This is a genomic window from Stenotrophomonas sp. PvP093 (assembly GCF_017876915.1).
Lineage (GTDB): Bacteria > Pseudomonadota > Gammaproteobacteria > Xanthomonadales > Xanthomonadaceae > Stenotrophomonas > Stenotrophomonas muris.
This window is the reverse complement of sequence record NZ_JAGIOX010000004.1, coordinates 3,506,343-3,532,347: the sequence shown is the minus strand read 5'-3', so window position 1 is coordinate 3,532,347 and position 26,005 is coordinate 3,506,343. Positions and strand designations below refer to the sequence as shown.

Genomic DNA, 26,005 nt, shown 5'->3' with positions numbered 1-26,005 from the left:
TCATGGCAGGCTCCGGTCGGCGGTGGCGATGAGGAACTCATCGGTGTCGAGCAGCGGTAGTCGCTCGGGGGCTGCGATGCCTTGGCGGGCCCAGATCTCCAGGCCATCGCGGCAATCGCCCCAGGCCTCCACGCGCGCCTTCAATGCCGCATGGCGTTCCTGCAGCGCAGCCAGTGCAGTATCCGGATCGGTGCTGCTGGTATCAGGCTGCAGCGCGTTGCTGGCCGCCTGCGCGAAGGCCTCGATGGCATCGGGCACCAGCACCTGTGCCTGGTCGATCAGGTAGCGGTGCTTGCCTCCCGTTACGCGCCAGACCAGCGCGCGATCGCGGGAATCGAACTCTTCCACGCCGCGTACGGTTTCGATCACTTCCGGGCCGGACAGCGACAGGCGCCCCTCTTCGGACATGATGACCGTGCTGCAGCAGCGGGCGACGATGCCCATGCCGCCGAAGGCGCCGTTGCCGCTGCCGATCAGCGCGATCACCGGCACACCCGCTGCACGCGCGTCCAGGGTGGCGCGCATGATCTCGGAAATGGCGATGAGCCCTGCATTGGCTTCGTGCAGGCGCACACCACCGGTGTCCAGCAGCAGAAGCACGCCTTCGGGATGTGTTTCGGCTGCGCGGCGCAGCAGCCCGGTCAGTTTGGCACCGTGCACTTCGCCCACGCCGCCGCCCATGAATTCACCCTGCTGCGCGGCCAGCAGCACGCGTCGGCCACGCAGCGTGGCTTCGCCGACAACGATGCCGTCGTCGAACGCCGCGGGCTGGTCGAGCTGTGCCAGGTGCGGGCTCATCATCCGCCGCGCCGGGCCGAGGAATTCCCTGAAGGAACCGGCATCGACCAGGCTGGCGATACGCTCGCGCGCATCGGCTTCGTAGTAGCTGTAGCGCTGCGTCCGGTTCATCGTGGATCTCCAGCACGCAGGGTTTCCACGGCCTGGTCCAGGCGCAGGCTGACTACCGCCGGGGTCGCACCGGCATCGTTGATCGAGATGCGTACATCGCGCAGCGGATGACGCTGTGCGAAGTCGCTGATCACCGCTTGCCACACGCTGCCGAAGCCCTTCGCGGCGGTGATGATGCGCACCGTCATCGCGCCTTCCAGCGCAGCGGGTTCCAGCAGGATTTCCAGGTTGCCCGAGGCCAGCACGCCGACCAGCACCGCTTCGCGCGGGAACTGCACCGCAGTGTGTCCTTCGAATCGATAGTCGAGGGTTTCCATGCTCAGCCCCTTACCAGTTGCGGAAGCGCTTGGGCGGGTCGTACAGACCGCCGGACCAGCGCACCAGGTCCTTCACCGAACGCGCCGCCAGCAGGTCACGGCTGGCATCGCGCACGGAGATGCCAAGGTCATCGGGACGGCGGATCACGCCGCGGTCGCGCAGGTTTTCCACCATCGCGCGGTCGCGGCCCAGGCCCACGGCGGTATAGCCGGCCACGCCGCGGATCGCCTGTTCGCGTTCCTCAGGGGTGCGGCACAAAAGCAGGTTGGCGATGCCTTCTTCGGTCAGCACATGGCTGACGTCGTCGCCATAGATCATCACCGGCGGCAGCGGCATCTGCGCGCGCTCGGCCAGTTCCCAGGCATCGAGCCTTTCGACGAAGGCCGGTGCCATGTGCTCGCGGAAGGTTTCCACCATCTGCACCACCAGCTTGCGCCCGCGTGGCATTTCGCCCGGGCGCGCAGCCTGTTGCCCGGCCTTGATCCAGGCCTCGCTGGCATGGCGGCGGCCGCGTGCGTCCGAGCCCATGTTCGGTGCACCGCCGAAGCCGGCGATGCGGTCACGGGTGGCAGTGGAACTGTTGCCCTGTAGGTCGATCTGCAGGGTGGAGCCGATGAACATGTCACAGGCATACAGGCCGGCGGTCTGCGAGAACGCGCGGTTGGAACGCATCGAGCCATCGGCGCCGGTGAAGAACACATCACCTCGCGCGGCGATGTATTTCTCCATGCCCAGTTCCGAACCGAACGAATGCACCGATCTGACGAAGCCCGATTCGATCGCCGGAATCAGTGCCGGGTGGGGGTTCAACGCCCAGTGCTGGCAGATCTTTCCCTTCAGCCCGAGCGATTCGGCGTAGGTGGGGAGCAGCAGTTCGATGGCCGCCGTATCGAAGCCGATGCCATGGTTGAGGCGGTTCACGCCGTACTCGGCGTAGATGCCCTTGATCGCCATCATCGCCATCAACACCTGGATCTCGGAGATCTGCGCCGGGTCGCGGGTGAACAGCGGTTCGATGTGGTTCGGCTTCGGTGCCTGCACCACGAAGTTGACCCAGTCAGCGGGAATGTCGACGCGGGGGAGGGCGTCGACGATCTCGTTGACCTGGGCGATGACGATGCCGCCACCGAAGGCAGTGGCTTCGACGATCACCGGCGTGTCTTCGGTGTTCGGGCCGGTGTACAGGTTGCCGTGCCGGTCTGCGGCCTGCGCGGCGACCAGGGCCACGCGCGGGGTCAGGTCGATGAAGTAGCGGCCGAACAGTTCCAGGTAGGTGTGGATGGCACCGATCTGGATGCGCCCTTCAGCCACCAGGTTGGCCAAGCGCACCGACTGCGGGCCGGAGAACGAGAAGTCCAGTTTCGAAGCGATACCACGCTCGAATACATCCAGGTGCGAGGGCAGCGACAGCACCGACTGCACCATGTGCAGGTCGTGCACGCGGGCCGGATCAAGATCGGCCAGGGCCTGGGCGAGGAAATCGGCCTGCTTCTGGTTGTTGCCCTCCAGGCAGACCTTGTCGCCGGGCTCCAGCAGTGCATGCAGCAGCTCGCCTACGTCGCCGGCGGCGACCTCGCGTCCCCGGGCCCACGGCGCGGCACGTTCCAGGCGGGCCTGGCGACTGCGTTCCAACGTATCCCAGCTCGGGTTCATTGACCGGCTTCCGACGGGTGTTGGGATAATTACGGCATAATTACGGCGTAGGGTGCAACCTGCAGTGCAGCAAAAGGAAGGGCCCGCACGGCGACGGGCCCATTCAGGTAGCCCACGACCGCGGTCGTGGCGGAGGGCGTGCCGACCAACGGTCGGCACCCACCTTGCACCCGTCGTTTGCTCAGAACTTCCAGCGCAGGCTGGCCGACACGAAGCGCGGCTCGCCGAAGTTGTTGTAGTCCAGGTTGGCCCAGTAGGTCTTGTCCAGCGCGTTGCGCACGCTCAGCGTCGCGGTCCAGTTGTCGCTGATGCGGTAGTTGGCGTTGAACTGCACCAGCGAATACGCCGGCTGGTTCACCGTCACCGTGCCGCCGAGCGGGTAGGCGATGTTGTAGCCCTGCACCCGGCTCTGCCACTGCAGGCCACCGCCGATGCTCAGTCGCTCCAGCGCGCCGCGCAGCTGCAGCTGGGTGTTGAGCTGCAGCAGGTCCTTGGGCGGATTGGCGTACAGCAGGTCGGTGGCGGCGCGGGTCACCTTGACGCGGGTGTAGCCGGCATTGACCGTCCAGCCCGGCAGGATCTCGCCGTTGACGTCCATCTCCCAACCGCGCGCCTTGGTGCCGTTGATGCCGATATAGGCCGAGCTGCCGTCGCTCAGCGTACCTTCCGGCACGCTCATGTCACGCACCGCGTAGTTGTCCTGCTTGGCCTCGAACACCGCCGCATTGGCGGTCAGGCGGCCATCGAACCACTGCGTCTTGATGCCCGCTTCCAGGTTCGAGCCCTGCACCGGTGCCAGCAGGTTCTCGTTGCGGTCCTTGTAGTTCTGCGGATTGAAGATCTCGGTGTAGCTGGCATAGGCCGACACGTTCGGGGTGATCTCGTAGACCAGGCCCACGTACGGAGTGACCTCATCGCTCACCTTGTATGCACCGCTGGTGCCGGTATAGGCGCCGGCAGCGTTGTACGAGCGGCTGAGCGTTTCCCAGCGGCTCAGGCGCGCACCGGCAATCAGCGACAGCGGCTCGGCCAGGCGCAGGCGGGTGGCCAGGTAGACGCCGCTCTGCGTGGTCTTGGCCACGCGGCGTGCGCCGGTGCGGGTGTAGGTCACCTCGGAGATGTCGCCGTTCCAGTTGAACACGTTGGGGATGTAGTAGCAGCGCTCACGCCCGCAGGTCGCCCAGTCGCCCGGGAAGTTCAGCGCCACGGTATTGGTGGTGCCTTCCAGGTCCGACCACTGCGCGCCGACGGTGAGGTCGTGGTCGCGGCCGAACAGCGGGAAGCTGCCGGTCAGGTAGGCATCGACATTGCGGCGGGTGTCCTTCGAATCACCGGCGGCCGCGCGCAGGTAGATGCCCGCGCCGGTCACCGGGTCCGGGTTGCCGGTGCCGTACAGGCGCACGTTCTGCACGTTGCCGCGGGTGTAGGCGGTGTTGATCTTCAGCAGCCAGTGGTCGCCGAAACGCTGTTCCAGGTTGGCGAAGGCGGTATTGCTTTCGCGCTTCCAGTAGCTCCACTTCGGCGACAGGTTGGTCGAGCGCGCCAGATGGGCGAAGTTGCCCTGGTTGTCGAAGAACGCCACGGTGCCCCAGGTCGAACCGGTCGGGTTGTTGTCCTGGGTCTGGTAGCCGACGGTAACCGTGGTGCTGTCGGTGACATCGCCTTCCAGCACCGCCATGCCGGCCATCTTGTTTTCCTTGTAGCGGTCGTAATACAGGCCACGATCGGTGTAGGCGGCGACCACGCGGCTGCGGAAGCGGCCGTCGGCGGTCAGCGGCGCGGTTACGTCGGCTTCCATGCGGCGGTAGTCCCAGCTACCGGCGCTGACCGCGAACGACGCGTCGAATTCCTTGCCGGGGCGCTTGCGCAGCAGGTTGACCGTGGCCGACGGCACGCCGGCGCCGCTGAGCAGGCCGTTGGCACCGCGGATCACTTCGATGCGGTCGTAGAAAGCGGTGTCGTACTCCTGGTTGGTCGAGCCGCTGTAGGTGGGAATGCCGTCGACCTGGAAGTCGGTGATGGCGAAGCCGCGCGCGTAGTACAGCGGGCGTTGCGTGTCATAGAAGGACACGCTGACGCCGGTCACGTTGCGCATCACGTCATTGATGCTGAACAGCGATTCGTCCTGCAGGCGCTGCAGGCTGATCGCGGTGGCCGACTGCGGGGTTTCCTGCAGGGTGATCGGCAGGCGCGTGGTACTGGCCGGCGGCGCCGACTGTTCGGCACGCACGCTCACCCGGTCCAGGGTCTTGGCGTCGGCAGCGCCATCAGTGGCGGCGAACGCGCTGGGCGCGGCCAGCAGGGTCAAAGACGAAAGCAGGGCAGCCGGCAGCAGCGCGCGGCGGGGCAGGCGGTTATCGAAGGTCAGGCACATGGTGGGCTCGAAGCGTGGAGGCGGGGAGGGGCGGCAACAGTCGTCCAGCACCCGGGGCGGCGGCTTCGGGCACGGTCAGGTCCGTCTGGGGCGAGGCGCGGTCACTGCGCAGGACGCAAATGTAAATAATTCTTAACAACATTACAATTCGCGTCATTGTGCGCAGGGTTCCCGGCACGGGGCATCGCTTTCTGTAGAGCCGAGCCATGCTCGGCTGCTTTTTGCCGGAGCCGAGCATGGGCTCGGCTCTACAGGCGTAACCTGCACAAACGCAAACGGCCACCCGAAGGTGGCCGTCCGTCTGCATCGAAAGCAAACTGCGGGCTTACAGCGCCTGCAGTTCCTCGTTGGCGTTGCGCTTTTCCTTGGCCGGCGCCGGAACCGCCGCCGGAGCGGGCGATGCCGCGTTCGCGTCCACCGGCACCTCCAGGTAGGGCAGCTGCAGGGTCTGGCTGGTCAGCGTGCGGATCTCGTTGACCAGCGCGGCGCTGTCGTTGAGCTTGCGCCCGTACGACGGCACGATCTCGCGCAGGCGGGTTTCCCAGCCGGCCTTCATCTGCTCCGGGAAGGCCTTGGCCATCAGGTCAAGCATGATCGGCGGCGAGGTCGACGCGCCCGGCGACGCGCCGAGCAGGGCGGCGAGGGTGTGGTCCTTGTCGGTCACGATCTCGGTACCGAACTGCAGCACCGGGCCCTTCAGCGGATCGCGCTTGATGATCTGCACGCGCTGGCCGGCGGTGACCAGCTTCCAGTCACCCGGCTTGGCATTGGGGAAGTACTTGACCAGTTCGGCCTGGCGGTCGGCATCGTTCAGGCGCGCCTGTCCCATCAGGTACTGCACCAGGTCCAGGTTGTCCTTGCCCACTTCCAGCATCGGGCCAACGTTGTTGTGGGTGACCGAGGAATACAGGTCCCACCACGAGCCGTGCTTGAGGAACTTGGTGCTGTACAGCGCGAACGGCCCGAACAGGACCACCGGCTTGCCGTCCAGCTTGCGCGCATCCAGGTGCGGCACCGACATCGGCGGCGAGCCGGTCTCGGCCATGCCGTAAGCCTTCACCCCATGGCGCGAGGTCACGTCCTGGCCCTGGAAGGCGAGGAACTGGCCGCCGACCGGGAAGCCGGCGTAGTCCTTCGATTCCGGAATGCCCGACATCTGCAGCAGCTTCAGTGCGGCGCCACCGGCACCGATGAACACGAAGCGGGCGTGGGTGGTGGATTCGGTGCCGGCCTTGAGGTCCTTCACCGTCACGTTCCAGCTCTTGTCGGCGTTCTGCCGCAGCGCGCTCACTTCATGGTTCAGGTGCAGGCTGAAGTTCGGGCTGCGCTGCAGGCCGGCGGTCAGCTGGCGGGTGATCACGCCGAAGTTGACGTCGGTGCCCAGCGGCATCCAGGTTGCGGCAACCTTCTGCTTCGGGTCACGGCCTTCCATCAGCAGCGGGGCCCACTGCTTGATCTGGGCCGGATCCTCGGAGTACTGCATGCCGTAGAACAGCGGGTTCTTGACCAGGGCCTGCTGGCGCTTGTGCAGGTAGGCGATGTTGTCATCGCCCCAGACGAAGCTCATGTGCGGGGTCGGGTTGATGAAGTCGCTGGGCTGGCTCAGCCGGCCCTCCTTCACCTGGTGCGACCAGAACTGGCGCGAGACCTCGAACGATTCGGCGATGCCGACCGCGCGCTTGGTCTCGATGCTGCCGTCGGGCAGTTCCGGGGTGTAGTTCAGTTCGGCGAACGCCGAGTGGCCGGTGCCGGCGTTGTTCCAGCCATCGGAGCTTTCACCGGCGACGCCGTCGAGGCGTTCGTAGACCTGGATGTTCCAGTCCGGCTGCAGTTCCTGCAGGTAGGTGGCCAGGGTGATGCTCATGATGCCGGCGCCGACCAGCACAACATCGACGGGCTTGTCGTTGCTGGCGGCGGGCACCGAGCGCTGGGTCAGCGGCCAGTACAGGAACAGCGCGGCGGCCAGCAACAGCAGCACGAGCAGGGCGAGAAGAGCCTTGCCAAATTTCTTCATGGGGGCGGGATCGTTGGCGGAGGGGAAGAGGTCAGGATGCGCGTGGGGCAGGGAAAGGGCGTGAAGAAACAACGCCTTGCATCATCCACCGGTGATTCTAACCGGATCCGGTCCTTTTTTGATGCAACGCAGCATCCGACGTTTCGCGGTGCTGCCACATGGGCGGCAGGCGATGCCCGGCGACGGTGGGATCAGACCAGCTCAAGGATCTCGTCGCCAGCCTCATCGACCCCGCCGGTCGGGCGCCAGCCCAGGCGGCGGTAGAAGCCGTGCGAGCGCGAACGCGGGTCGGCCGAGCAGGCCAGGAACAGCCGCCGGTGGCCGGCATCGCGGGTCAGGCTGACCACTTCCTGCAGCAGCTGGCGGCCGATGCCGCGGCCCTCGTAGTCCGGCAGCAGGGCCAGCACCAGCACCTCGCCGCTGTCGCGGTCGGCGAAGCAGTAGCCGGCCATGCGCTCGCCCTCCCAGGCGACGCGGCCGATCGAATCGCCTTGGGCGATGCCGGCCGCCCAGCTGTCCACAGTGATGCCCAGCTGGGCCAGCTGCTCGGCGCTGAAGGCGTTCTCGCGGGTGCGCCCACGCAGGTCGACGCAGGCAGCGGCATCCTCGGGGCGGGCATCGCGCAGGTACACGGGCATGCCGGACATCCTTGTAATGGTCGGCCCGCCAGTATCCGCATCGCGCATGGACCCGGTGTGTAGGCTTGATGGAGATCCGATGGAGCCCCGAAAAAGGGGACGGAGGGGATTAAGCCGTATTTGCCTTGGATGTCGTATTGGCCTTAAGCGACTTAATCCCCTCCGTCCCCTTTTTGCGCTGTGCGTCAGCGCTTGCGCCGGATCAATGCCGAGGATGCATCCAGCACGGCGCGGGTCAGCAGGGCCATGGTCTGCACGTCGCCCTTCCAGTGCTGCCAGTACAGCGGCACGTCTTCCCACGCGCGCTGGCGTACGTAGACCAGTCGCCCGGCATCCAGGTGCCGCTTGACCAGCGGCAATGGGTTCATCGTCCAGCCCATGCCGCCCAGGTTGGCCTGCACGAAGGCGCGCGTGGACGGAATCCACCAGGTCGGTGCGGTGCTGGGCAGGTCATCGCCGGCCATGCGCCGGGCGAAGCGCGACTGCATTTCGTCCTTGCGGTTGAACACCAGCACCGGTGCCTGCGCCAGTGCCTGCGCGGTCACGCCCTTGGCGAAGTGGCGTTCGCGGAATTCGGGGGTGCAGGTCGCTGCATAGCGGATGCTGCCCAGCGCGTGGATCTGGCAGCCCTGCACCGGCTCGTCCAGCGTGGTCACCGCGCCCAGCACCGTGCCCTGGCGCAGCAGTTCGACGGTGTGGTCCTGGTCCTCCACGCGCAGGTCCAGGGTGGTCCCGGTGCCCTGCGCGAACTGCGCCGCGGCCTGCGGAAACCAGGTTTCCAGGCTGTCGTGGTTCACTGCCACCGGGATGCTGGCCTGGGGCAGGTCCTCATCCGCCAGGCCCATGCGGTGCAGCGCATCGTGTTCCAGCAGGGCGGTCTGCTCGGCCAGCTGCACCAGCAGCTGGCCCTCGGCGGTCGCGGTGGCCGCGGTGCCACGCTTGACCAGCAGGCGGCCGATCCGGTCCTCCAGTGCCTTGACCCGCTGCGAGATGGCCGAGGGCGTGACATTCAGCGATTGCGCGGCGCGGTCGAAGCTGCCTTCGCGGATCACCGCGGCCAAGGCGCGCAGCTGGGCGTGATCGATGCGCATCGAATTAAGCTCCGCTAATGTTGGTTTAGGAAGTTTAGCTCGTCTTTTCCATGTTGCGGCGCGACAATGGCGCCCGTTCCGGTGCTGTCCGCCTTCGCGAGGCACCGTCCCCCAAGCAATACAAGGCAGTGAATCCCATGTTCTCGGTCATCTCCGCCAGCACCGGCCTCGGTGCCTGGTTCTCTGGTGCAGCCACCGGCATCGGCCTGTTCGCCGTGGTCGGGGCCCAGAGCGCCTTCATTCTGCGCCAGGGCATCCTGCGCAAGCACATCGTGCCGGTGGTCGCCACCTGCGCGGCCATCGATGCCATCTTCATCTTTGCCAGCGTGGCCGGCCTGCGCACGCTCACTTCAGCGCTGCCGTGGCTGACCACCGCCGTGCTGTGGACCGGTGTCGCGTTCCTGGCCTGGTATGCGATGAAGTCGGCACGCCGTGCGATCGCCGGCGGCGGTGGCATGGGCGAGGCCGACAGCGACGACGGCAGCCGCCGCGCGGTGCTGATGGCCGCGGTCGGCTTCTCGCTGATCAACCCGCACTTCTGGCTGGACATGATGGTGATCGGCTCCATCGCCGAGAACTTCGGCAACGCCCGCATGGCCTTCGCTGCGGGCGTGGTCACGGCCAGCTGCCTGTGGCTGACCGCGCAGGGCCTCGGCGCACGCCTGCTGGCGCCGCTGTTCACCAAGCCCAGCACCTGGCGCATGCTCGACGGCACCATCGCCGTGATCCTCAGCATCCTGGCCCTCATGTTGGCGGTGCGCGGAGTCCACTGACCCGGCGCACGCCCCCCGAACCCACGTCCTGACTCTCTCTCTCCAAGGTAGTGGCAACGACGGCACCGGCAACGGTGCCGTCGTCTTTTCCGGCTCTGGCGGGAAACCCATTGCCCTGCCTAGAATCGGAGACCAGGACAAGGTGTCCACAGGAGCAGGGGAAGGATGTACAGGACGATTCTGGCGGCCGCACTGGCCGTCATCGGGGGCGTTGCCGCAGGCAGCGCGGGGGCGGTGGAGCTGACGCAGTACCTGCGCCGGGAGACCTTCACCGACATCAAGATCTCGCCGGGGGGCGAGTACGTAGCGGCAACGGTGCCGAGGGAGGACAGCACCGCGATCGCGATCCTGCGCCTGAAGGACAAGGAGGTGGTCGGCAGTTTCTGGCCGCCCAGCCGCAACCACGCGCAGGAATTCGATTGGGTCAGCAACGAGCGCCTGTTGATCGGCCTGGCCCAGAAGTGGGGCTCGCTCGACCAACCCAATCCCACCGGCGAACTCTATGCCATCGACGCCAACGGCAACCGTGGCGAGCTGCTGGTCGGCTATCGCGTCGAAAGCAAGGGCCCGGGGACCCGCATCCAGCCGAAGAAGGTCGAAGCAGTGGCCGCCTTCCTGGCCGACGACCTGCCGGGCGACGAGCGCAACGTGCTGGTGACCGTATGGCCGCTGGCCGAGGATCCGTACACCCGCGTAGATCGCATGGATGTGACTACGGGTCGTCGCTCGCGGGTGGCGTCCTCGCCGGTACGGCGCGGCGAGTTCACCACCGCCGGCGCCGGCGAAGTGCGCTTCGTGCATGGCTCGGGCAGCGACAACATCAACAAGCTGTACTTCCGCGAACGCAGTGGCGACAGCTGGAAGCTGATCAACGACGAGGCCGTCAGCAAGCGCATCGAAACCGCCCTCGGCTTCTCGGCCGATGACAGCCTGGCCTACCTCAACGTCGAGCAGACCCAGGGCCCGGACGCGATCGTCAGCTGGAACCCGCAGACCGGCGAGCGTGCCACGCTGCTGCGCGACGAGGTGGTCAATCCGTATCGCATCATCCATCGGCCCGGCACCCACGTGCCGGTGGGCGCGCTCTATCTGGGCGACACGCCGCGTACCCGGTTCTTCGACGAGAAGTCGCCGGAGGCGCGCCTGTACCGCAGCCTGGAAGCCGCCTTCGGAGGGCCGGTCTACATCACCTCCAGCACCCGCGATGGCCGTGTTGTGCTGGTGGAAACCTGGTCGGGCTCGAACCCGGGCGATTTCTACGTCTACGACACGGTGGCGCGCAAGGCTGACCACCTGATCAGCCGCAGCGACTGGATTGACGTGGACCGCAGTGCCAGCGTGAAGCCGATTGCACTGAAGGCGCGGGACGGGCTGCCGTTGCATGGCTTCCTGACCCTGCCGGCCGGCAGCAACGGCCGCAACCTGCCGATGGTGGTGATGCCGCATGGCGGTCCGTTCGACATCTTCGATTCCGGCCAGTACGACCGCGAAACCCAGATGCTGGCCGCCGCCGGGTATGCGGTGCTGCAGGTCAACTTCCGTGGGTCGGGCAATTACGGCCGGGCCCACACCCAGGCCGGTGCGCAGCAGTGGGGCGCGGCGATGCAGGACGATGTCACCGATGCCACCCGCTGGGCAATCAGCGAAGGCATCGCCGATGCTCGTCGCATCTGCATCTATGGCGCCAGCTACGGGGCCTACTCGGCGATGATGGGGGCGGCCCGCGAACCCGGGCTGTATCAGTGCGCGGCCGGCTATGTGGGGGTCTACGACCTGCCGATGATGTACACCCGTGGCGATATCCAGGACCGCGGCTCAGGCGTGACCTACCTGCGCGAATGGCTGGGTGATCCGGCCAAGCTGGGCGCGGTGTCGCCGGTGAACCTGGCCGAACGGATCAAGGTGCCGGTGTTCCTCGCCGCCGGTGGCGAAGACAAGCGTGCGCCGATCCAGCATACCGAGCGCATGGAAGCGGCGCTCAAGCGCGCCGGCACACCGGTGGAAAGCCTGTACTACAAGACCGAAGGCCACGGCTTCTACACCGAGGCGCATCGCAGCGAGTACTACGACAAGCTGCTGGCGTTCCTGGCGCGCAGCCTGGGGGGCAAGACCGCGACGACCGCGCCCGTGGCCGGCAAGGACAAGGCGCCCTGAGCTGACAGGGCGGCGGATGAATTTTCCGCCGCCCTGGTCTTCCGCACGCGGGACTTACTTCACCCCGTGCATCATCTTCTTCAGCAGCGGCGCGGCGATGAAGGCCGCCAACGCGCAACCCAAGCCGATCCACATCAGCAGCCAGAACAGGTGCGCGTAGGCACCGGCGGCAGCCACCATGTCCAGCGATTCGCCTTCCGGCACCTCGATCGCGGCCAGCTTGCCGAACAGCGCGGCCAGCGTTTCCGAGAATGCGGTGGCCAGGAACCAGGTGCCCATCATCAGGCTCATCACCCGCGGCACGGCCAGCTGGGTCACCGCCGACAGGCCGACCGGCGAGAGGCACATCTCGCCGCTGGCCAGCAGGAAGTAGGCCAGCACCAGCCACCACACGCTGGCCATCTCGCCGGTGGCGCCCACCTGCTGTGCGGCCAGCGCCAGCGGCACGAACGACAGCGCGCCGATCACCAGGCCCCAGGCCGACTTCACCGGCTTGCCCGGTTCCCAGCCGCGGCGGTCCATCCACGTCCACAGCGCGGCGAAGGCCGGAGCGAGCAGCACCAGGAACAGGCCGCCGAGGTAGGTCAGCGAGCCGGCGGTCTGCGGAATCACCAGGCAGTCGCGCACCAGCAGCACCAGCATCAGTACGACGATGGCGGCGAAGAACGTGCGCGGCGCGGCCGAGCCCGGGCGCCGTTCCGACAGGCGCGCGCTGACCACGAAGCCGAGCGGTGCCAGCAGCAGCGAGAGGATCGACCACGGCAGCGGCGTGCCGCCGGTGATCACCAGCGAGGGCACGATGTCCTTGGTCAGCAGGCGGTCGGTGAAGGTCACCCACGAGCCGTAGGACTGCTCGTACATCGTGAAGAACACCAGCGCCATGAAGATCAGCACCATCAGCGCGATCATCTGCTGGCGCTGCACCGGCGTGCATTTCGTGCCGGTGAACCAGGCGAACCAGACCAGCACGCCGCCCAGCACCACCAGCATCAGCATCAGCGCCAGGCTGATTTCACCGCCCAGCGCGAACGCGCCGTTGCCGGCGGCCCACATCAGCCATGCCACCGGCAGCACGCCGAGCACCGCGCACAGATAGATGAGCCATTCGCGTGGCAGGCCCAGCACCTTCTGCTTCAGCGCCGCCGGTTGCGGCGGTTCGGCATGGCCCTGCAGGTACTTCTGGCCCCACAGGAACATCGCCAGGCCGGCCAGCATGCCGATGCCGGCCGCACCGAAACCGTACTTCCAGCCGTAGGCCTCACCGAGGAAGCCACACACCAGGGACGAGAACAGCGCGCCGAGGTTGATGCCGGCGTAGAACAGCGAAAAGCCCGAGTCGCGACGCGGGTCGTCCTTGGCGTACAGCTTGCCGACAATGGTGGAGATGTTCGGCTTCAGGAAGCCGACGCCCATGATGATCAGCGCCAGCGACAGGTAGGTCACCGCCAGCGCCGAGGTGTCGCGCACCACTTCGCCGTTCACCCGGTACGCGGCGTGGCCCTCGAAGGCCATGCCGAGGTGGCCGAGTACCAGCAGGATGCCGCCGAACAGCACTGCCCGGCGCATGCCCAGCCAGCGGTCGGCCAGCATGCCGCCGAACACCGGGATGCAGTACACCAGGCCACCGTAGGCACCGAGCAGGTCCAGGCCGGCCTTGTCGCCGAACAGGTGGTATTTGGTCAGGTACAGCAGCAACAGCGCCTTCATGCCGTAGAAGGAGAAGCGCTCCCACATTTCAGTGAAGAAGCAGACGTAGACGCCCTTGGGGTGGCCCAGGAAGTCGTCGGAAGCAGAGGCGGCAACGGTCATCGACGGCGGGGACAGCGGAAAGGGCGCGATTATAGGCCTCTGGGCCTGGGCAGGCAGCCGCCGGTGGATCCACGCCATGCAGGGATGGCGCTCCCCCGGCGGCCACCGCTCACAGGTATCGCAACCAAGGCAGATCGCGCCTTCGCGCTTTGAACCGCGCGAAGGCCCGCGTCGGCGGGTACAGCACCACCGCCAGCGCACAGGCCACCAGCAGCAGGCCGCTGACCGAATCCAGGGCATATAGCTCGCCATGGGTCGGCCCCCAGGCCGCCAACGCGGCCAGGTACAGCCCCTTCAGTACGTACAGGTGCAGCAGGTAGAAGAACATCGGCGCGGCGCCGATATCGGACAGCGGGCGCAGCGCAAGCGCGAGGGGCGGCCATTCGTACAAGCGCAGCAGCAACAGCCCCACGCCCAGGGTCAGCAACAGGAACTGCAATGACGGCGGGTACTTGGTGACGTTGAAGATGCTCAACCACGTGCGCAGCGTAGTGGTCTGGTACGACCAGGGAGCATCCCCATACTGGTTGGCGAACCGCAGCAGCGCGAACAGGGCCAGCGCGCTGACGCCTGCCCACAGCAGCCAGCGCTGGCGCTGCTCCGGCGCGCGCGCGCGGCCGAACCAGGGCCCCATCAGATAACCCAGCGCAATCACCCCGATCCACGGCAGTACCGGGTAGGAGGTGCGCAGGCGCAGCGCGCCGGCCTCGATCCAGTCGCGCTGGTGCAGCACTTTCCACGGCACCGCCAGCAGGCCGCTTCCTTCCACCCGCACACCATCCAGCAGGTTGTGCCCGGCCACCACCGCGACCGCGACCGCCAGCAGGACGGGGCGTGGCAGCCATAGCAGCCCGGCCAGCGCGATCATGCTCAGCCCGATGGCCCAGATCACCTGCAGGTACAGCGTTTCCGGCGGCAGCTGGAAGGTCCAGGCGAAATTCACCAGGGTCAGTTCCAGCACCACCAGGAACAGCCCGCGCTTGAGCAGGAACGCAGCTGTGGCCCCGCGCGGATCCGCCTGGCGCTGGCCGTACAGCCAGGCCGACAGCCCGGTCAGCAGCACGAACACGGGGGCGCACAGGTGGGCCAGCAGACGGCAGGCGAACAGCGCGGGGGAGACCGTCGCCGCGTCCATCGGGTCGCTCACCTGGTGCTGCAGGAAGAAGGTCTCGCGCACGTGGTCCAGCAGCATCAACAGCATCACGGTGCCGCGCAGCTGGTCGATGGAGGCCAGGCGGGGGGAGGGGGAAGGGGGCATGCGATGCAGTAACAACAAGGTATCATTAAGATATAACATATCATTTACGGCGTGCCCAGCCGGACTTTGCCGGGTCGGTCGATTGCCGGTCCACGTACCGGCCCATTGCGCCGCAGCACACGCCCCCATCCTTTGGCACGCTGGACTTGATCTGCCCTGAACGCTAGCGTGGCAGGGATTTTTTGCCAGCAGGGGCTTCCATGAACCACGACGCTGCGCCCAAGCAGCTCACCTTCCGCGCAGTGGCCCTGGCCATCGTGCTGGCGGTGGTGCTGTCGGCCGCAAACGCCTACCTCGGTCTGTTCGCAGGCCTGACCATCGCCACCGCCATTCCCGCCGCGGTGATTTCCATGGGCGTGCTGCGCCTGCTGGGCGGTGGCTCCATCCTCGAGAACAACATCGTGCAGACCGGCGCCTCGGCCGGTTCGTCGATCGCCGCCGGTGTGATCTTCACCATCCCGGCGCTGGTGATCATGGGCTACTGGCCGGACTTCAAGTACTGGTGGGTGCTGGGCATCGCCGGCCTCGGTGGCCTGTTGGGCGTGCTGTTCTCGGTGCCGCTGCGCCGTTCGATGATTGTCGAAGACCCGCTGCCGTTCCCGGAAGGCAAGGCTGCGGCCGAAGTGCTCAAGGCCGGTGAGAACCCGGGCCCGGGCCTGAAGATCCTCGGCCTGTCGGCGGTGATCGGTGCCTTCGTCAAGCTGGCCGCGGAAAGCGGCATGCGCCTGATTCCCGATGCCTGGGCCACCTCGGCCTACGTCGGCAGTTCCAAGGTCACCGCCTTCATCGGCACCAACCTGTCGCCGGCACTGCTGGGCGTGGGCTACATCGTCGGCCTCAACGTCGGCATCGTGGTGGTGTCCGGCTCGATCCTGACCTGGCACATCGCCATTCCGATCTACCAGGCGTTCTTCATGAACACCGATCCGGCACTGGCCGCGTCGGTTGCCGCGGCCTCGTCCACCGAGGCAGCGTTCGCCATCTGGGGCGCGAAGATGCGCTACCTGGGCGTCGGTGCGATGCTGATCGGTGGCATCTGGACCCTGATCTCGCTGCGCAAGTCGCTGCTCAACGGTGTCAAGAGCGGCTTTGCCGCCGCCCGCAAGAGCGGTGGCCCGGTGCTGGCGCACACCGAGCGCGACCTGCCGATGAAGTGGATGCTGGTCGCCCTGGTGGTGTTCGTGCTGCCGCTGCTGGCCCTGTACCAGGCCATCGTCGGCCAGTGGCACGTGTCCATCCCGATGACCCTCATCATGATCGTCGCCGGCTTCCTGTTCGTTTCGGTCTCGGCCTACCTGGCTGGCCTGATCGGCTCGTCCAACAACCCGGTTTCGGGCATCACCATCTCCACCATCCTGTTCGCTTCGGCCGTGCTGGTGGTGCTGCTGGGCAAGGATGGCCTGCAGCCGGTCGGCGCCTTCGGCGCGCCGCTGGGCGCGGTGGCCGCGATCATGATCGGCGCGGTGGTGTGCTGTGCTGCAGCGGTCGGCGGTGACAACCTGCAGGACCTCAAGGCCGGTTACATCGTCGGTGCCACCCCGTGGAAGCAGCAGCTGATGCTGGGCATCGGTGCGTTCTCGTGCGCGCTGATCATGGCCCCGGTGCTGAACCTGCTGGCCACCGCCTACGGCATCGGCGTGAAGTCGGAGCTGCACCCGAACGCGCTGGCCGCGCCGCAGGCCAACCTGATGGCCTCGGTGGCCAAGGGCCTGTTCGGTGGTGAACTGCCGTGGACCTTCATCGGCATCGGTGCCGTGGTCGGTGCCGCCATCATCGCGTTCGACAGCTGGCTGAAGTCGCGCAACGCCCGCTTCCGCGTGCCGGTGCTGGCCGCCGCCATCGGCATCTACCTGCCGCTGGAACTGATGGTGCCGATCTTCCTCGGCGGCCTGATCGCCTACCTCGTCGAGCGCTTCCACAAGGTGCGTGCCGATGACGAAGAAGGTCGCGACCGCGTGCACAAGCCGGGCGTGCTGTTCGCCGCCGGCCTGATCACCGGTGAGGCACTGATGGGCATCGCCATCGCGATTCCGATCGTGGTGAGCAGTCGCGCCGACGTGCTGGCCGTGCCGTTCCACCTGCCGGGCGCACAGTGGATCGGCCTGGCCGTGCTGTTCCTGATCGGCTGGCTGATCTACCGCACCGGCAAGCGCGCCATGGCGTAAGGGTTGGGGTCGGATCCCTTCCCGCAGGGAAGGGCTCTGACCCCGGGTTGACAGCGTCTGGGGTCAGAGCCGATTCCGTCGGAATCGAATCCGACCCCGGTGTCCCCACAAACCGCGCCACGGCGCGGTTTGCTTTTTCTGGCGGCGGGGCCGCGCCCCACCGGCAGCCATGACCGATGGCCTTGGCAGCCCCGGCCGCACGGGCCTACCATCGGTTTTTTGCCGTCCTGCGGAGACCCCGATGAAACTGCGTCATGCCCTGCTGCCACTGAGCCTGCTGGCCGCCCTGCCCAGCGTCGCCGCTGCCCGTGGCCTGGAAGTCCGCGACATGGTGGCCATGGACCGCGTCTCCGCACCGGTACTGACCGCTGACGGCGGCACCGTGGTGTTCGCCAAGCGCAGCGTGGATGCCAACCTGAAGGCCTCCACCGCGCTGTTCGCGCGCAACCTGCGTACCCGCGATGCAGCACCGCCGAAGCAGATCACCCCGGCCGGCTGGAACGTCAATTCCGCTTCGCTGTCGGCCGATGGCCAGACCGTGTATTTCCTCAGCGCCAGGAGCGGCAGCCAGCAGTTGTACGCGCAGCCGCTCAGCGGCGGCGCCCCGCGCCAGCTGACCGACTTCCCGGTCGACGTGGACAGCTACCACGTGTCGCCGCAGGACGACCGCGTGCTGTTCAGCGCCGGCGTGTTCCAGGCCTGTGCCTCGGACCTGGCCTGCACCGAGAAGAAGCTCAAGGACGTCGCCGGCGCCAAGGCCAGTGGCAAGGTCTTCGATTCGCTGTTCGTGCGCCACTGGGATACCTGGAACGACGGCCGCCGCAACACCCTGTTCGTCGCGCCGCTGCCGGCAGCCAAGGCCGGTCCGGTCAAGGGCGCTTCCGCGCTGAGCGCCACCATTGACGGTGATGCCCCGTCCAAGCCGTTCGGCGGCAATGATGATTTCGCGTGGTCGCCGGATGGCGCCAGCGTGGTCGCCAGCATCCGCGTGGCCGGCAAGCAGGAGCCGTGGTCGACCAACTTTGACCTGTACCGCTTCGACGCGGCGGGCAAGCAGGCGCCGGTCAACCTGACCGCCTCCAACCCGGCCTGGGATGCCGGCCCGGTGTTCAGTGCCGACGGCAAGACCCTGTTCTACCGCGCGATGAAGCGCCCGGGCTTCGAGGCTGACCGCTTCGGCCTGATGGCGATGGACCTGGCCAGTGGCAAGACCCGCGAGATCGCCCCGCAGTGGGATCGTTCGGCTGGCGGCATCACCCTGTCCGCCGACGGCGCCAGCATCTACACCACGGCCGATGACCTCGGCGAACACCCGCTGTTCCAGATCGACGTGGCCAGCGGCAAGGCCACCAAGCTGATCGGCGACGGCAGCGTGACCTCGGTCGATGTGGCCGGCAACAGCGTGGCGATCACCCGCAACAGCCTGAAGAGCAACGACCAGGTGCTGGTTGGCTTGCTGCCGGCCGCGGGCGAAGCCATCGGCGAGCTGCGCGCGCTGACCCCGGCCGCCGGTGAGGTGCTCAAGGATGTCAGCTTCGGCGACTACGAACAGTTCGAGTTCAAGGGCTGGAACAACGACACCGTGCATGGCTACGTGGTCAAGCCGCACAACTACCAGGAAGGCAAGTCGTACCCGGTCGCGTTCCTGATCCACGGCGGCCCGCAGGGCAGCTTCGGCAATGGCTGGAGCTACCGCTGGAATCCGCAGACCTACGCGGGCCAGGGCTATGCGGTGGTGATGATCGACTTCCACGGCTCCACCGGCTACGGCCAGGCGTTCACCGATGCGATCAGCCAGCACTGGGGCGACCGCCCGCTGGAAGACCTGCAGAAGGGCTGGGATGCGGCGCTGAAGAAGTATTCCTTCCTCAATGGTGACAAGGCCTGTGCGCTGGGCGCCAGCTACGGCGGCTTCATGGTCAACTGGATTGCCGGCAACTGGAACGGCCCGTTCAAGTGCCTGGTCAACCATGACGGCGTGTTCGACCAGCGCATGATGGGCTACGCCACCGAAGAACTGTGGTTCACCGAGTGGGAGCAGGGCGGTACGCCGTACCAGAAGGCGGCGAACTACGAGAAGTTCAACCCGGTCAACCACGTGGCGGACTGGAAGAAGCCGATCCTGGTCATCCACGGCCAGCAGGACTTCCGCATTCCGGTCGAGCAGGGCCTGGCCGCGTTCACCGCTGCCCAGCGCCAGGGCATCGAATCGAAGTTCCTGTACTTCCCGGATGAAAACCACTGGGTGCTGAAGCCGAACAACAGCATCCTGTGGCATGACACCGTCAATGCCTGGCTGAAGCAGCACATCGGCAACTGATGGTTGCGGCGCCGCCCTCCGGGGCGGCGCTTCTGTTTCACCATCTGCTTTACCGGTGGGTGCCGACCGTTGGTCGGCACACCTTCCTGATCTGCCGCCAACAGCAGCCGGCCAGCGGCCGGCTCTACCAGAGCGCCTGCATGCCTTCGACTGCCCTGATCCAGAACGACATCGTCGTCTTCGGTTTGATCGCCGCCACTCTTGGCGCCGTGTTCTGGACCGCCTCGCGCGAGCAGGGGCTGTGGAAGCGCTTCTATACGTTCGTGCCAGCGCTGCTGCTGTGCTACCTGATTCCCGGCATCTACAACACCGTCGGCCTGATCGACGGCCAGAACACCAAGCTCTACAACCCGATCGCGCGCGACATCCTGTTGCCGGCGGCGCTGATCCTGCTGACCCTGGCAGTGGATATCAAGGGCATCCTGCGGCTCGGCCCGAAGCTGGTACTGATGTACCTGGGCGCCTCGGCCAGCATCATGCTCGGTGCGGTGGTGGCGTTCCTGGTGATGCGCGCGATCCATCCCGACACCGTGGCCGGCGATACCTGGGCCGGCATGGCGGCACTGGCCGGCAGCTGGATCGGTGGTGGTGCCAACATGCTGGCGATGCGCGAAGTGTTCGACGTCAACGCGACCACCTTTGGCCAGTTCGCGGTGGTCGATGTCGGTGTCGGTTACGTGTGGATGGCCGCGCTGATCTTCCTGGCAGGACGTGCAGCGAAGATCGATGCACGCAGTGGCGCTGATACCTCGGCCATCGATGAACTGAAGGAACGCATCGCGCGCTTCCAGGCCGAGCACGAACGCATTCCCAGCCTGACCGATCTGATGCTGATCGTGGCGGTGGCCTTCGGCGGCGTCGGCCTGTCGCATGCGATCGGTGCGCCGCTGGCGGCCTGGTTCAAGGCCAACGTCAGCTGGGCGTCGCAGTTCAGCCTGGACGCGCCGTTCGTGTGGGTGGTGGTGCTGTCGACCACGCTGGGCCTGAGCCTGAGTTTCACCCGCGCACGCAACCTGGAAGGGGCGGGTGCATCGCGGCTGGGTTCGTTGCTGCTGTACTTCCTGATCGCCTGCATCGGCATGCAGATGGATCTGCTGGCGCTGCTGGATCGCCCGTGGCTGTTCCTGCTTGGCCTGATCTGGATTGCCGTGCACATCGTGCTGCTGTGGTGCCTGGGCAAGCTGCTGAAGGTGCCGTTCTTCTATTTCGCCGTCGGTTCGCAGTCGAACATCGGTGGCCCGGCCTCGGCGCCGGTGGTGGCGGCCGCGTTCCATCCGGCCCTGGCGCCGGTGGGCGTGCTGCTGGGCACGATGGGCTATGCCACCGGCACCTACCTGGCCTACATCGTCGGCATCACCCTGCGCGCACTGGCCGGGCAGGGCTGATACGGCGACGGGGTGATGGGGTCAGATCCCTTTTGCGACGCAAAAGGGATCTGACCCCGGTTCCCGGTGAATCACGCCACCGGCAACCCGCGTTCGATCAACCATGCCTTCGCGTCTTCGGCGTCCTGCTCGAACCACGCTTTCGTAGATCCCAGCCGATACGTATACCCCCAGGCATCCATGTCGGCCATCAGCCGCTGGCTGCCGACGCCGGGCAGCTGCCCGGCCAGCACGATCTGCAGGTAGCAGGTCGCGTCTTCCTCGGCCACCGAGTCGGTGGCATCGGTATGCACCTGCGCCCGCCGCTCCGGCGGCAGTACGATCAGGTGGCAGGCCTCATGCAGCATCGAGTGCACGGGCGTGTCATCGCGCACGTAGACGTTGCTGGCGATGATGCCCGCCTCGGGCTCGCCCCAGTAGCTGCCGGGAATCGGCTCGCCGGCGGCCACGTGGTGCAGCCGCAGGCCATGCGCGGCGAGCAGGCACTGCGCATCGGCGAAGGCGATGTCGCCCACGCAGGTGATGTCCACGGCGGTTGTCGTATCGGTCATGCGGGTCAGGCAGCCCCGCCCATGCAGGCACGGGCGGGGCAGGGGATCAGGGTTTGTCCGGGCCTTCCGGCAGCGCCACGGAGATGTCCAGCACATCGTGCTGGCCATCCTTCACCAGGTCGACCTTCACCGCATCGACGTCGATGTTCACGTACTTCTTGATCACTTCCAGCAGCTCGCGCTGCAGCAGCGGCAGGTAGTCCGGGCCACCACGGTGGCTGCGTTCCTGCGCGATGATGATCTGCAGGCGGTTCTTGGCGGTTTCGGCGGTGGTCTTCTTCGCTTTGAGGAAATCAAACAGGCCCATGCTTACCCTCCGAACAGCTTGCTGAAGAAGCCCTTCTTCTCGACGTTGGTGAAGCGCATCGGGCGTTCTTCGCCGAGGATGCGCGCGACGGCGTCTTCATAGGCCTGGCCGGCAGCGGATTCGACATCCAGGATGACCGGCTCGCCCTTGTTGGAGGCGTTGAGCACGTCGCCCGATTCCGGAATCACGCCGATCGCCTTCAGGCCGAGGACTTCCTCGACGTCGGCGATGCTCAGCATCTCGCCGCTTTCCACGCGCAGCGGGGTGTAGCGGGTCAGCAGCAGGAAGGCCGGCACGTCCTGGCCGGATTCGGCCTTGTGGGTCTTCGAATCGAGCAGGCCGATGATGCGGTCGGAGTCGCGCACCGACGACACTTCCGGGTTCACCACCACCACCGCGCGGTCGGCGAAGTACATCGCCAGGAAGGCGCCCTTCTCGATGCCGGCCGGGGAGTCGCAGATGATGTAGTCGAAGCCGTCGGCGGCCAGGTCCTTCAGGACCTTGCCCACGCCTTCCTGGGTCAGTGCGTCCTTGTCGCGGGTCTGCGAGGCCGCCAGCACGTACAGGTTGTCGAAGCGCTTGTCCTTGATCAGGGCCTGCTTGAGGGTGGCTTCGCCGTGCACGACGTTGACGAAGTCGTACACCACGCGGCGTTCGCAGCCCATGATCAGGTCGAGGTTGCGCAGGCCGACGTCGAAGTCGATCACCGCCACCTTCTTGCCGCGCCGCGCCAGGCCGCAGGCCAGGCTCGCGCTGGAAGTGGTCTTGCCGACGCCGCCCTTGCCGGAGGTGACTACGATGATTTCAGCCAAAGGACTTCTCCTGGTTCTGCATGAGTTTGGTGCTGCGTCAGTCCAGCGCAGCGATCTTGATCTGGTCCTGTTCCAGCCACACCTGGACGGCCTTGCCGCGCAGGTTGTCCGGAACATCGTCCAGTACCTTGTAGTGGCCGGCAATGGCCACCAGTTCCGCATGGAAATCACGGCAGAAGATGCGTGCCGCGGTGTTGCCCTGGGCCCCTGCCAGCGCGCGGCCGCGCAGGGTGCCGTAGATATGGATGCTGCCATCGGCGATGACCTCGGCGCCGGCGCCGACAGTGGCCATCACGGTCAGGTCGCAGTTTTCCGCGTACAGCTGCTGGCCCGAACGCACGTTGCCCAGCTGCATGCGGCCCGGCTGCGGTGCAGCGGCGTCGGCCACCTTGGCCACCGGCGTCGCCGGAGCTGGCTTCGGTTCGGCACGGGCTGCCCGGCGCGGTTCCGGTGCGGGCGGCGGCGGGGCCGGTTCGCCCTCGGCACGCTCGTACTGCGCGCGGAACTTGGCCAGCAGCGGCAGGCCGAGCTGCTGGGAGAGCAGGTCGACCGCGCTGGTGCCGTAGGCCAGCGCCACCGGCAGCACCCCGGCGCTGCGCAGGCCGTCGACCAGCGCCTGCGCGGTGGCCACGTCCGGCACCTGGCTCAGGCCGCCGAAGTCGAGGATCACCGCGGCGCGGCCGAACAGCTTCGGTGCGCGGGTCACGCGCTCGCGCATTTCCTGCACGAGGCGTTCGACATCAAGGGTACGGATGCGCAGGTTGGCGATGCCCACCTGGCCGATCTTCAGTTCACCGGCCTGTTCGTAATCGAAATTCACCGCCACGCTCAGGTCCCCGTCGGCCGCTGTGCCTGCGCCGGCAGCTGCCGGGCGCGTGTCCATGCCACATCCGGCAGCTTGTCGCCGTAGGTCTCCTGGACCCACGGGTAGCTGCACAGTTCCTTGGCCAGCATGCTGGCGCGCACATCGACCTGCGGCATGGTGTTCTGGCCCAGCTCGCGGAAGCCGAAGCTGCCGTGGAAGAGCAGGGCGGCATCGGCGCCATGGTCGAGGAAGACTTCGCAGGTCATCTGCGGGTAGCGCAGCTCGGCGAAGCTCTGCGCGTCGGCGTAGAACGCACGCCCGACGCCACCGCCACGACGGCGGCTGGCGACCACGATGCGGTCGATATAGAAGAACGGGGTGTCCAGCTGCTGCTTGAACCAGGCGAAATTGCTGCTGTCGTGCTGGCTGTCGCTGCCGAAGCCGATCAGGAAGCCGGCCAGGTTGCCGTCGCGCTCGGCGACGCGGAAATACTCAGCGGTTTCATAGAACAGGCGCAGGCGGGCCGCATCCAGGGGAAGGATGGCCAGGCCAGCGTTGTTGTTCAAAGCCAGGACGGAATCGAGCTCGTGCTCGCGCACGTCGCGGATGACAATCGACATTGTGACTCCGTGGGGTAACGCGGTTGGTCCATCAAGGGACCCTGCGCACGATTATTGCATGCCCGGGGTGGGCTGCGGCATGAACAGGCGACCGGGCAGGCATGACTTCCGTGGGGTGCGGTGCGCAGGCGCGGCCCGTAGAGTGCTGGCATGTTGGGAGTCCTCAGCCATACCCGCGTCCTCCGCCTGGCCGGCCTGTTCACCTGGGTCATGGTCGGCCTGCCCCTGGCGTACTCGCAGTTCGAGAACCTGCACAGCCGCGGTGACATGGGCGGCTGGGCGATCCTGTTGTTCGTCGCCTACCTGTCCTTCGGCACGGCCTACTACTGGTTGACCCGCATCCTGCGCAGCGACAGCCACACCAGCTGGCTGGACCGCGGCCTGCTGCTGTTGCTGACGGTCTCGGCGCTGGGGGTCAGTTTCCTCAGCGGTTCGGGCCTGGGCAGCATCCTGATGATGGTCGCCGCCGGGGTCATTCCGTGGATGCTGTCGGTTCGGCTGGGGGTGCTGTGGCTGCTGGTCAGCCAGCTGGCGGTGGCGCCGGTCTATTACCTGCTGCTGCGCTTCCCGCTGTTCGAAGCGGTGATGCAGTCGCTGCTGTATGGCGGCTTCTCCATGTTCATCTTCGTGACCAGCCTGGTTGCACGGCAGCAGACCGAGGCCCGCGACGAGCAGCGCCGGCTCAATTCGGAGCTGCGTGCCACCCGCGCCCTGCTGGCCGAGAGCGCGCGGGTCAACGAGCGCACCCGCATTTCGCGCGAGCTGCACGACCTGCTGGGCCACCAGCTGACCGCGCTGACCCTGAACCTGGAGGTCGCCGGCCACCTGGCCGAGGGCCAGGCGCTGGACCACGTGAAGCGCTCGCACGCGCTGGCCAAGCTGCTGCTGGGCAATGTGCGCGAGGTGGTCAGCCAGCTGCGCGAGACCGGCGCGATCGATCTGGCCGCGGCGCTGCGCCCGCTGACCGAGAACGTGCCCTCGCTGGATATCCAGCTGGAGATCGAGGATCCGTTGAACGTGGAAGACCCGCAGCGGGCCCACGTGCTGCTGCGCTGTACCCAGGAGATCATTACCAACGCGGTGCGCCACGCCGGCGCCCGCCACCTGTGGATCAAGGTGTACCGTGAAGCCCCCGACCGGGTGGTGGTGGAGGCCCGCGACGACGGCGTCGGCGCGGATATGGTCAATGTAGGCAATGGCTTGCGCGGCATGCGCGAGCGCCTGCAACAATGTGGTGGCCAGCTGCAGATCGAAACCCGTCCCGGAGAAGGCTTCCGGCTGCGGGCGACGGTGCCGGCAACGGTGCTGGTGGCGGCCCTTACCAAGGTTCCTGAAGGAGTGCGTTGATGATTCGCGTCTGCCTGGTCGACGACCAAACCCTGGTGCGGCAGGGAATCCGCTCCCTGCTGGCGCTCGACGACGGCATCGAGGTGGTGGCCGAGGCCGGCGACGGCCGGCAGGCGGTCGAGCTGATACCGCAGGTGCGCCCCGACGTGGTGCTGATGGACATGCGCATGCCGGTGATGTCCGGTCTGGAGGCACTGCAGGTGCTGTCGCGGCAGGAACAGCTGCCGCCGACCATCATCCTCACCACGTTCGACGATGACCAGCTGGTGCTGGCCGGGCTCAAGGCCGGTGCCAAGGGCTACCTGCTCAAGGATGTCACCCTGGCGCAGCTGGTCGGTGCCATCCGTACCGTGGCCGACGGCGGTTCGCTGGTGCAGCCGGCGGTGACCCAGCGCCTGCTGTCCGGCCTGGAGCACATGCGCAACGAGTTCGTCAGCCTGGACCGCCCGGACCCGCTGACCGACCGCGAGACCGAGATCCTGCGGCTGATGGCCAGCGGCTTCTCCAACAAGGAGATCGCCAATTCGCTGGGCGTGGCCGAAGGCACCATCAAGAACCACGTGTCCAACATCCTGTCCAAGCTGGGCGTGCGCGACCGTACGCGTGCCGTACTGAAGGCGTTCGAACTCCAGCTGGTCTGAAGAAAATCGTTCAAGTACAAAGACTTGGGTCGTAGTTACGGGTTCCTGCCAAGGTTGCCCC

The 26,005-nt window shown here is 66.7% G+C and carries 21 protein-coding genes; 7 read left to right on the top strand and 14 right to left on the bottom strand.

Going from position 1 to position 26,005, the window contains the following annotated elements; all coding sequences use genetic code 11:
• The 7 genes from J3A72_RS19080 to J3A72_RS19050 form a co-directional block, all read right to left on the bottom strand.
• Nucleotides 1-909 carry a biotin-independent malonate decarboxylase subunit beta gene (locus tag J3A72_RS19080; RefSeq protein WP_075076129.1) on the bottom strand — a complete coding sequence of 303 codons (909 nt, stop codon included), beginning with the start codon at nt 907-909 and terminating at the stop codon, nt 1-3.
• A complete protein-coding gene (gene mdcC, locus J3A72_RS19075; RefSeq protein ID WP_049441175.1) occupies nt 906-1,226 on the bottom strand; it encodes a malonate decarboxylase acyl carrier protein in 321 nt (106 codons plus the stop codon). The genes J3A72_RS19080 and mdcC overlap by 4 nt, the downstream gene beginning before the upstream one ends.
• 10 nt (nt 1,227-1,236) lie before the next feature.
• On the bottom strand, nt 1,237-2,880 hold the full coding sequence (gene mdcA, locus J3A72_RS19070) for a malonate decarboxylase subunit alpha (protein WP_075076128.1): 1,644 nt from the start codon (nt 2,878-2,880) through the stop codon (nt 1,237-1,239).
• A 181-nt stretch (nt 2,881-3,061) separates the two neighbouring features.
• A complete protein-coding gene (locus J3A72_RS19065; RefSeq protein ID WP_075076127.1) occupies nt 3,062-5,254 on the bottom strand; it encodes a TonB-dependent siderophore receptor in 2,193 nt (730 codons plus the stop codon).
• 325 nt (nt 5,255-5,579) lie between these two features.
• Nucleotides 5,580-7,268, bottom strand: a complete 1,689-nt coding sequence (gene mqo / locus J3A72_RS19060) for a malate dehydrogenase (quinone) (RefSeq protein ID WP_046429482.1) — start codon at nt 7,266-7,268, stop codon at nt 5,580-5,582.
• Between the two features lie 191 nt (nt 7,269-7,459).
• Nucleotides 7,460-7,906, bottom strand: a complete 447-nt coding sequence (locus tag J3A72_RS19055; protein WP_075076126.1) for a GNAT family N-acetyltransferase — start codon at nt 7,904-7,906, stop codon at nt 7,460-7,462.
• Between the two features lie 185 nt (nt 7,907-8,091).
• Entirely contained in the window at nt 8,092-8,997 is a 906-nt protein-coding gene (locus J3A72_RS19050) for a LysR family transcriptional regulator ArgP (protein ID WP_209572134.1), read from the bottom strand.
• A gap of 137 nt (nt 8,998-9,134) precedes the next feature.
• Here J3A72_RS19050 and J3A72_RS19045 point away from each other — a divergent pair, with 137 nt between their 5' ends.
• Nucleotides 9,135-9,770 (top strand): LysE family transporter, encoded by a 636-nt coding sequence (locus tag J3A72_RS19045; RefSeq protein ID WP_075076125.1) that lies wholly within the window; start codon nt 9,135-9,137, stop codon nt 9,768-9,770.
• A 165-nt stretch (nt 9,771-9,935) separates the two neighbouring features.
• The gene (locus J3A72_RS19040) at nt 9,936-11,924 is read left to right on the top strand and encodes a prolyl oligopeptidase family serine peptidase (RefSeq protein ID WP_075076124.1); all 1,989 of its coding nucleotides are present in this window, start codon (nt 9,936-9,938) and stop codon (nt 11,922-11,924) included.
• A 54-nt stretch (nt 11,925-11,978) separates the two neighbouring features.
• Here the strand turns inward: J3A72_RS19040 and J3A72_RS19035 are convergent, their stop codons facing one another.
• Nucleotides 11,979-13,733, bottom strand: coding sequence for an oligopeptide:H+ symporter (locus J3A72_RS19035; protein ID WP_014646346.1), 1,755 nt, complete (start codon nt 13,731-13,733; stop codon nt 11,979-11,981).
• Nucleotides 13,734-13,842: 109 nt separating this feature from the next.
• Nucleotides 13,843-14,991: a heparan-alpha-glucosaminide N-acetyltransferase domain-containing protein gene (locus tag J3A72_RS19030; protein WP_075076123.1), complete on the bottom strand. Its 1,149-nt coding sequence runs from the start codon at nt 14,989-14,991 to the stop codon at nt 13,843-13,845.
• Nucleotides 14,992-15,191: 200 nt separating this feature from the next.
• On the opposite strand from J3A72_RS19030, the gene J3A72_RS19025 reads away from it, so the two are divergent.
• The 3 genes from J3A72_RS19025 (at nt 15,192) to J3A72_RS19015 (ending at nt 20,861) form a co-directional block, all read left to right on the top strand.
• A complete protein-coding gene (locus J3A72_RS19025) occupies nt 15,192-17,156 on the top strand; it encodes an oligopeptide transporter, OPT family (RefSeq protein ID WP_075076122.1) in 1,965 nt (654 codons plus the stop codon).
• 241 nt (nt 17,157-17,397) lie between these two features.
• Entirely contained in the window at nt 17,398-19,476 is a 2,079-nt protein-coding gene (locus J3A72_RS19020) for a S9 family peptidase (protein WP_075076121.1), read from the top strand.
• Between the two features lie 140 nt (nt 19,477-19,616).
• Nucleotides 19,617-20,861: a DUF819 family protein gene (locus J3A72_RS19015; protein WP_046429580.1), complete on the top strand. Its 1,245-nt coding sequence runs from the start codon at nt 19,617-19,619 to the stop codon at nt 20,859-20,861.
• 71 nt (nt 20,862-20,932) lie between these two features.
• Here J3A72_RS19015 and J3A72_RS19010 read toward each other — a convergent pair whose 3' ends face one another.
• From J3A72_RS19010 to J3A72_RS18990, 5 genes are read right to left on the bottom strand one after another with little or no spacing between them, the layout of a single operon-like run.
• Entirely contained in the window at nt 20,933-21,412 is a 480-nt protein-coding gene (locus tag J3A72_RS19010; protein WP_014646351.1) for a hypothetical protein, read from the bottom strand.
• A gap of 46 nt (nt 21,413-21,458) precedes the next feature.
• On the bottom strand, nt 21,459-21,719 hold the full coding sequence (minE, locus tag J3A72_RS19005; protein ID WP_005408532.1) for a cell division topological specificity factor MinE: 261 nt from the start codon (nt 21,717-21,719) through the stop codon (nt 21,459-21,461).
• A gap of 2 nt (nt 21,720-21,721) precedes the next feature.
• Nucleotides 21,722-22,531, bottom strand: a complete 810-nt coding sequence (gene minD / locus J3A72_RS19000; protein ID WP_005415682.1) for a septum site-determining protein MinD — start codon at nt 22,529-22,531, stop codon at nt 21,722-21,724.
• Between the two features lie 37 nt (nt 22,532-22,568).
• The gene (minC, locus tag J3A72_RS18995; RefSeq protein ID WP_046429497.1) at nt 22,569-23,414 is read right to left on the bottom strand and encodes a septum site-determining protein MinC; all 846 of its coding nucleotides are present in this window, start codon (nt 23,412-23,414) and stop codon (nt 22,569-22,571) included.
• Nucleotides 23,360-23,956, bottom strand: coding sequence for a GNAT family N-acetyltransferase (locus tag J3A72_RS18990; RefSeq protein WP_014036357.1), 597 nt, complete (start codon nt 23,954-23,956; stop codon nt 23,360-23,362). Before J3A72_RS18990 ends, minC begins: the two co-directional genes overlap by 55 nt.
• A gap of 150 nt (nt 23,957-24,106) precedes the next feature.
• Here J3A72_RS18990 and J3A72_RS18985 point away from each other — a divergent pair, with 150 nt between their 5' ends.
• Together J3A72_RS18985 and J3A72_RS18980 are read left to right on the top strand one after the other, a co-directional pair.
• A complete protein-coding gene (locus J3A72_RS18985; protein ID WP_032961359.1) occupies nt 24,107-25,303 on the top strand; it encodes a sensor histidine kinase in 1,197 nt (398 codons plus the stop codon).
• Entirely contained in the window at nt 25,303-25,944 is a 642-nt protein-coding gene (locus tag J3A72_RS18980) for a response regulator transcription factor (protein ID WP_006424175.1), read from the top strand. Before J3A72_RS18985 ends, J3A72_RS18980 begins: the two co-directional genes overlap by 1 nt.
• Nucleotides 25,945-26,005: the final 61 nt, after the last annotated feature.

What these genes read in the sequence shown, in the direction of transcription:
- J3A72_RS19055 (WP_075076126.1), bottom strand. Translation starts at nt 7,906, where the DNA reads ATGCCCGTGTACCTGCGCGATGCCCGCCCCGAGGATGCCGCTGCCTGC.
- J3A72_RS19040 (WP_075076124.1), top strand. Translation starts at nt 9,936, where the DNA reads ATGTACAGGACGATTCTGGCGGCCGCACTGGCCGTCATCGGGGGCGTT.
- J3A72_RS19050 (WP_209572134.1), bottom strand. Translation starts at nt 8,997, where the DNA reads ATGCGCATCGATCACGCCCAGCTGCGCGCCTTGGCCGCGGTGATCCGC.
- J3A72_RS19035 (WP_014646346.1), bottom strand. Translation starts at nt 13,733, where the DNA reads ATGACCGTTGCCGCCTCTGCTTCCGACGACTTCCTGGGCCACCCCAAG.
- mdcA (WP_075076128.1), bottom strand. Translation starts at nt 2,880, where the DNA reads ATGAACCCGAGCTGGGATACGTTGGAACGCAGTCGCCAGGCCCGCCTG.
- J3A72_RS19045 (WP_075076125.1), top strand. Translation starts at nt 9,135, where the DNA reads ATGTTCTCGGTCATCTCCGCCAGCACCGGCCTCGGTGCCTGGTTCTCT.
- J3A72_RS19080 (WP_075076129.1), bottom strand. Translation starts at nt 909, where the DNA reads ATGAACCGGACGCAGCGCTACAGCTACTACGAAGCCGATGCGCGCGAG.
- J3A72_RS19010 (WP_014646351.1), bottom strand. Translation starts at nt 21,412, where the DNA reads ATGACCGATACGACAACCGCCGTGGACATCACCTGCGTGGGCGACATC.
- mqo (WP_046429482.1), bottom strand. Translation starts at nt 7,268, where the DNA reads ATGAAGAAATTTGGCAAGGCTCTTCTCGCCCTGCTCGTGCTGCTGTTG.
- J3A72_RS19030 (WP_075076123.1), bottom strand. Translation starts at nt 14,991, where the DNA reads ATGCCCCCTTCCCCCTCCCCCCGCCTGGCCTCCATCGACCAGCTGCGC.
- J3A72_RS18985 (WP_032961359.1), top strand. Translation starts at nt 24,107, where the DNA reads ATGTTGGGAGTCCTCAGCCATACCCGCGTCCTCCGCCTGGCCGGCCTG.
- J3A72_RS19020 (WP_075076121.1), top strand. Translation starts at nt 17,398, where the DNA reads ATGAAACTGCGTCATGCCCTGCTGCCACTGAGCCTGCTGGCCGCCCTG.
- J3A72_RS19015 (WP_046429580.1), top strand. Translation starts at nt 19,617, where the DNA reads ATGCCTTCGACTGCCCTGATCCAGAACGACATCGTCGTCTTCGGTTTG.
- J3A72_RS18980 (WP_006424175.1), top strand. Translation starts at nt 25,303, where the DNA reads ATGATTCGCGTCTGCCTGGTCGACGACCAAACCCTGGTGCGGCAGGGA.
- J3A72_RS18990 (WP_014036357.1), bottom strand. Translation starts at nt 23,956, where the DNA reads ATGTCGATTGTCATCCGCGACGTGCGCGAGCACGAGCTCGATTCCGTC.
- minE (WP_005408532.1), bottom strand. Translation starts at nt 21,719, where the DNA reads ATGGGCCTGTTTGATTTCCTCAAAGCGAAGAAGACCACCGCCGAAACC.
- minC (WP_046429497.1), bottom strand. Translation starts at nt 23,414, where the DNA reads ATGGACACGCGCCCGGCAGCTGCCGGCGCAGGCACAGCGGCCGACGGG.
- mdcC (WP_049441175.1), bottom strand. Translation starts at nt 1,226, where the DNA reads ATGGAAACCCTCGACTATCGATTCGAAGGACACACTGCGGTGCAGTTC.
- J3A72_RS19065 (WP_075076127.1), bottom strand. Translation starts at nt 5,254, where the DNA reads ATGTGCCTGACCTTCGATAACCGCCTGCCCCGCCGCGCGCTGCTGCCG.
- J3A72_RS19025 (WP_075076122.1), top strand. Translation starts at nt 15,192, where the DNA reads ATGAACCACGACGCTGCGCCCAAGCAGCTCACCTTCCGCGCAGTGGCC.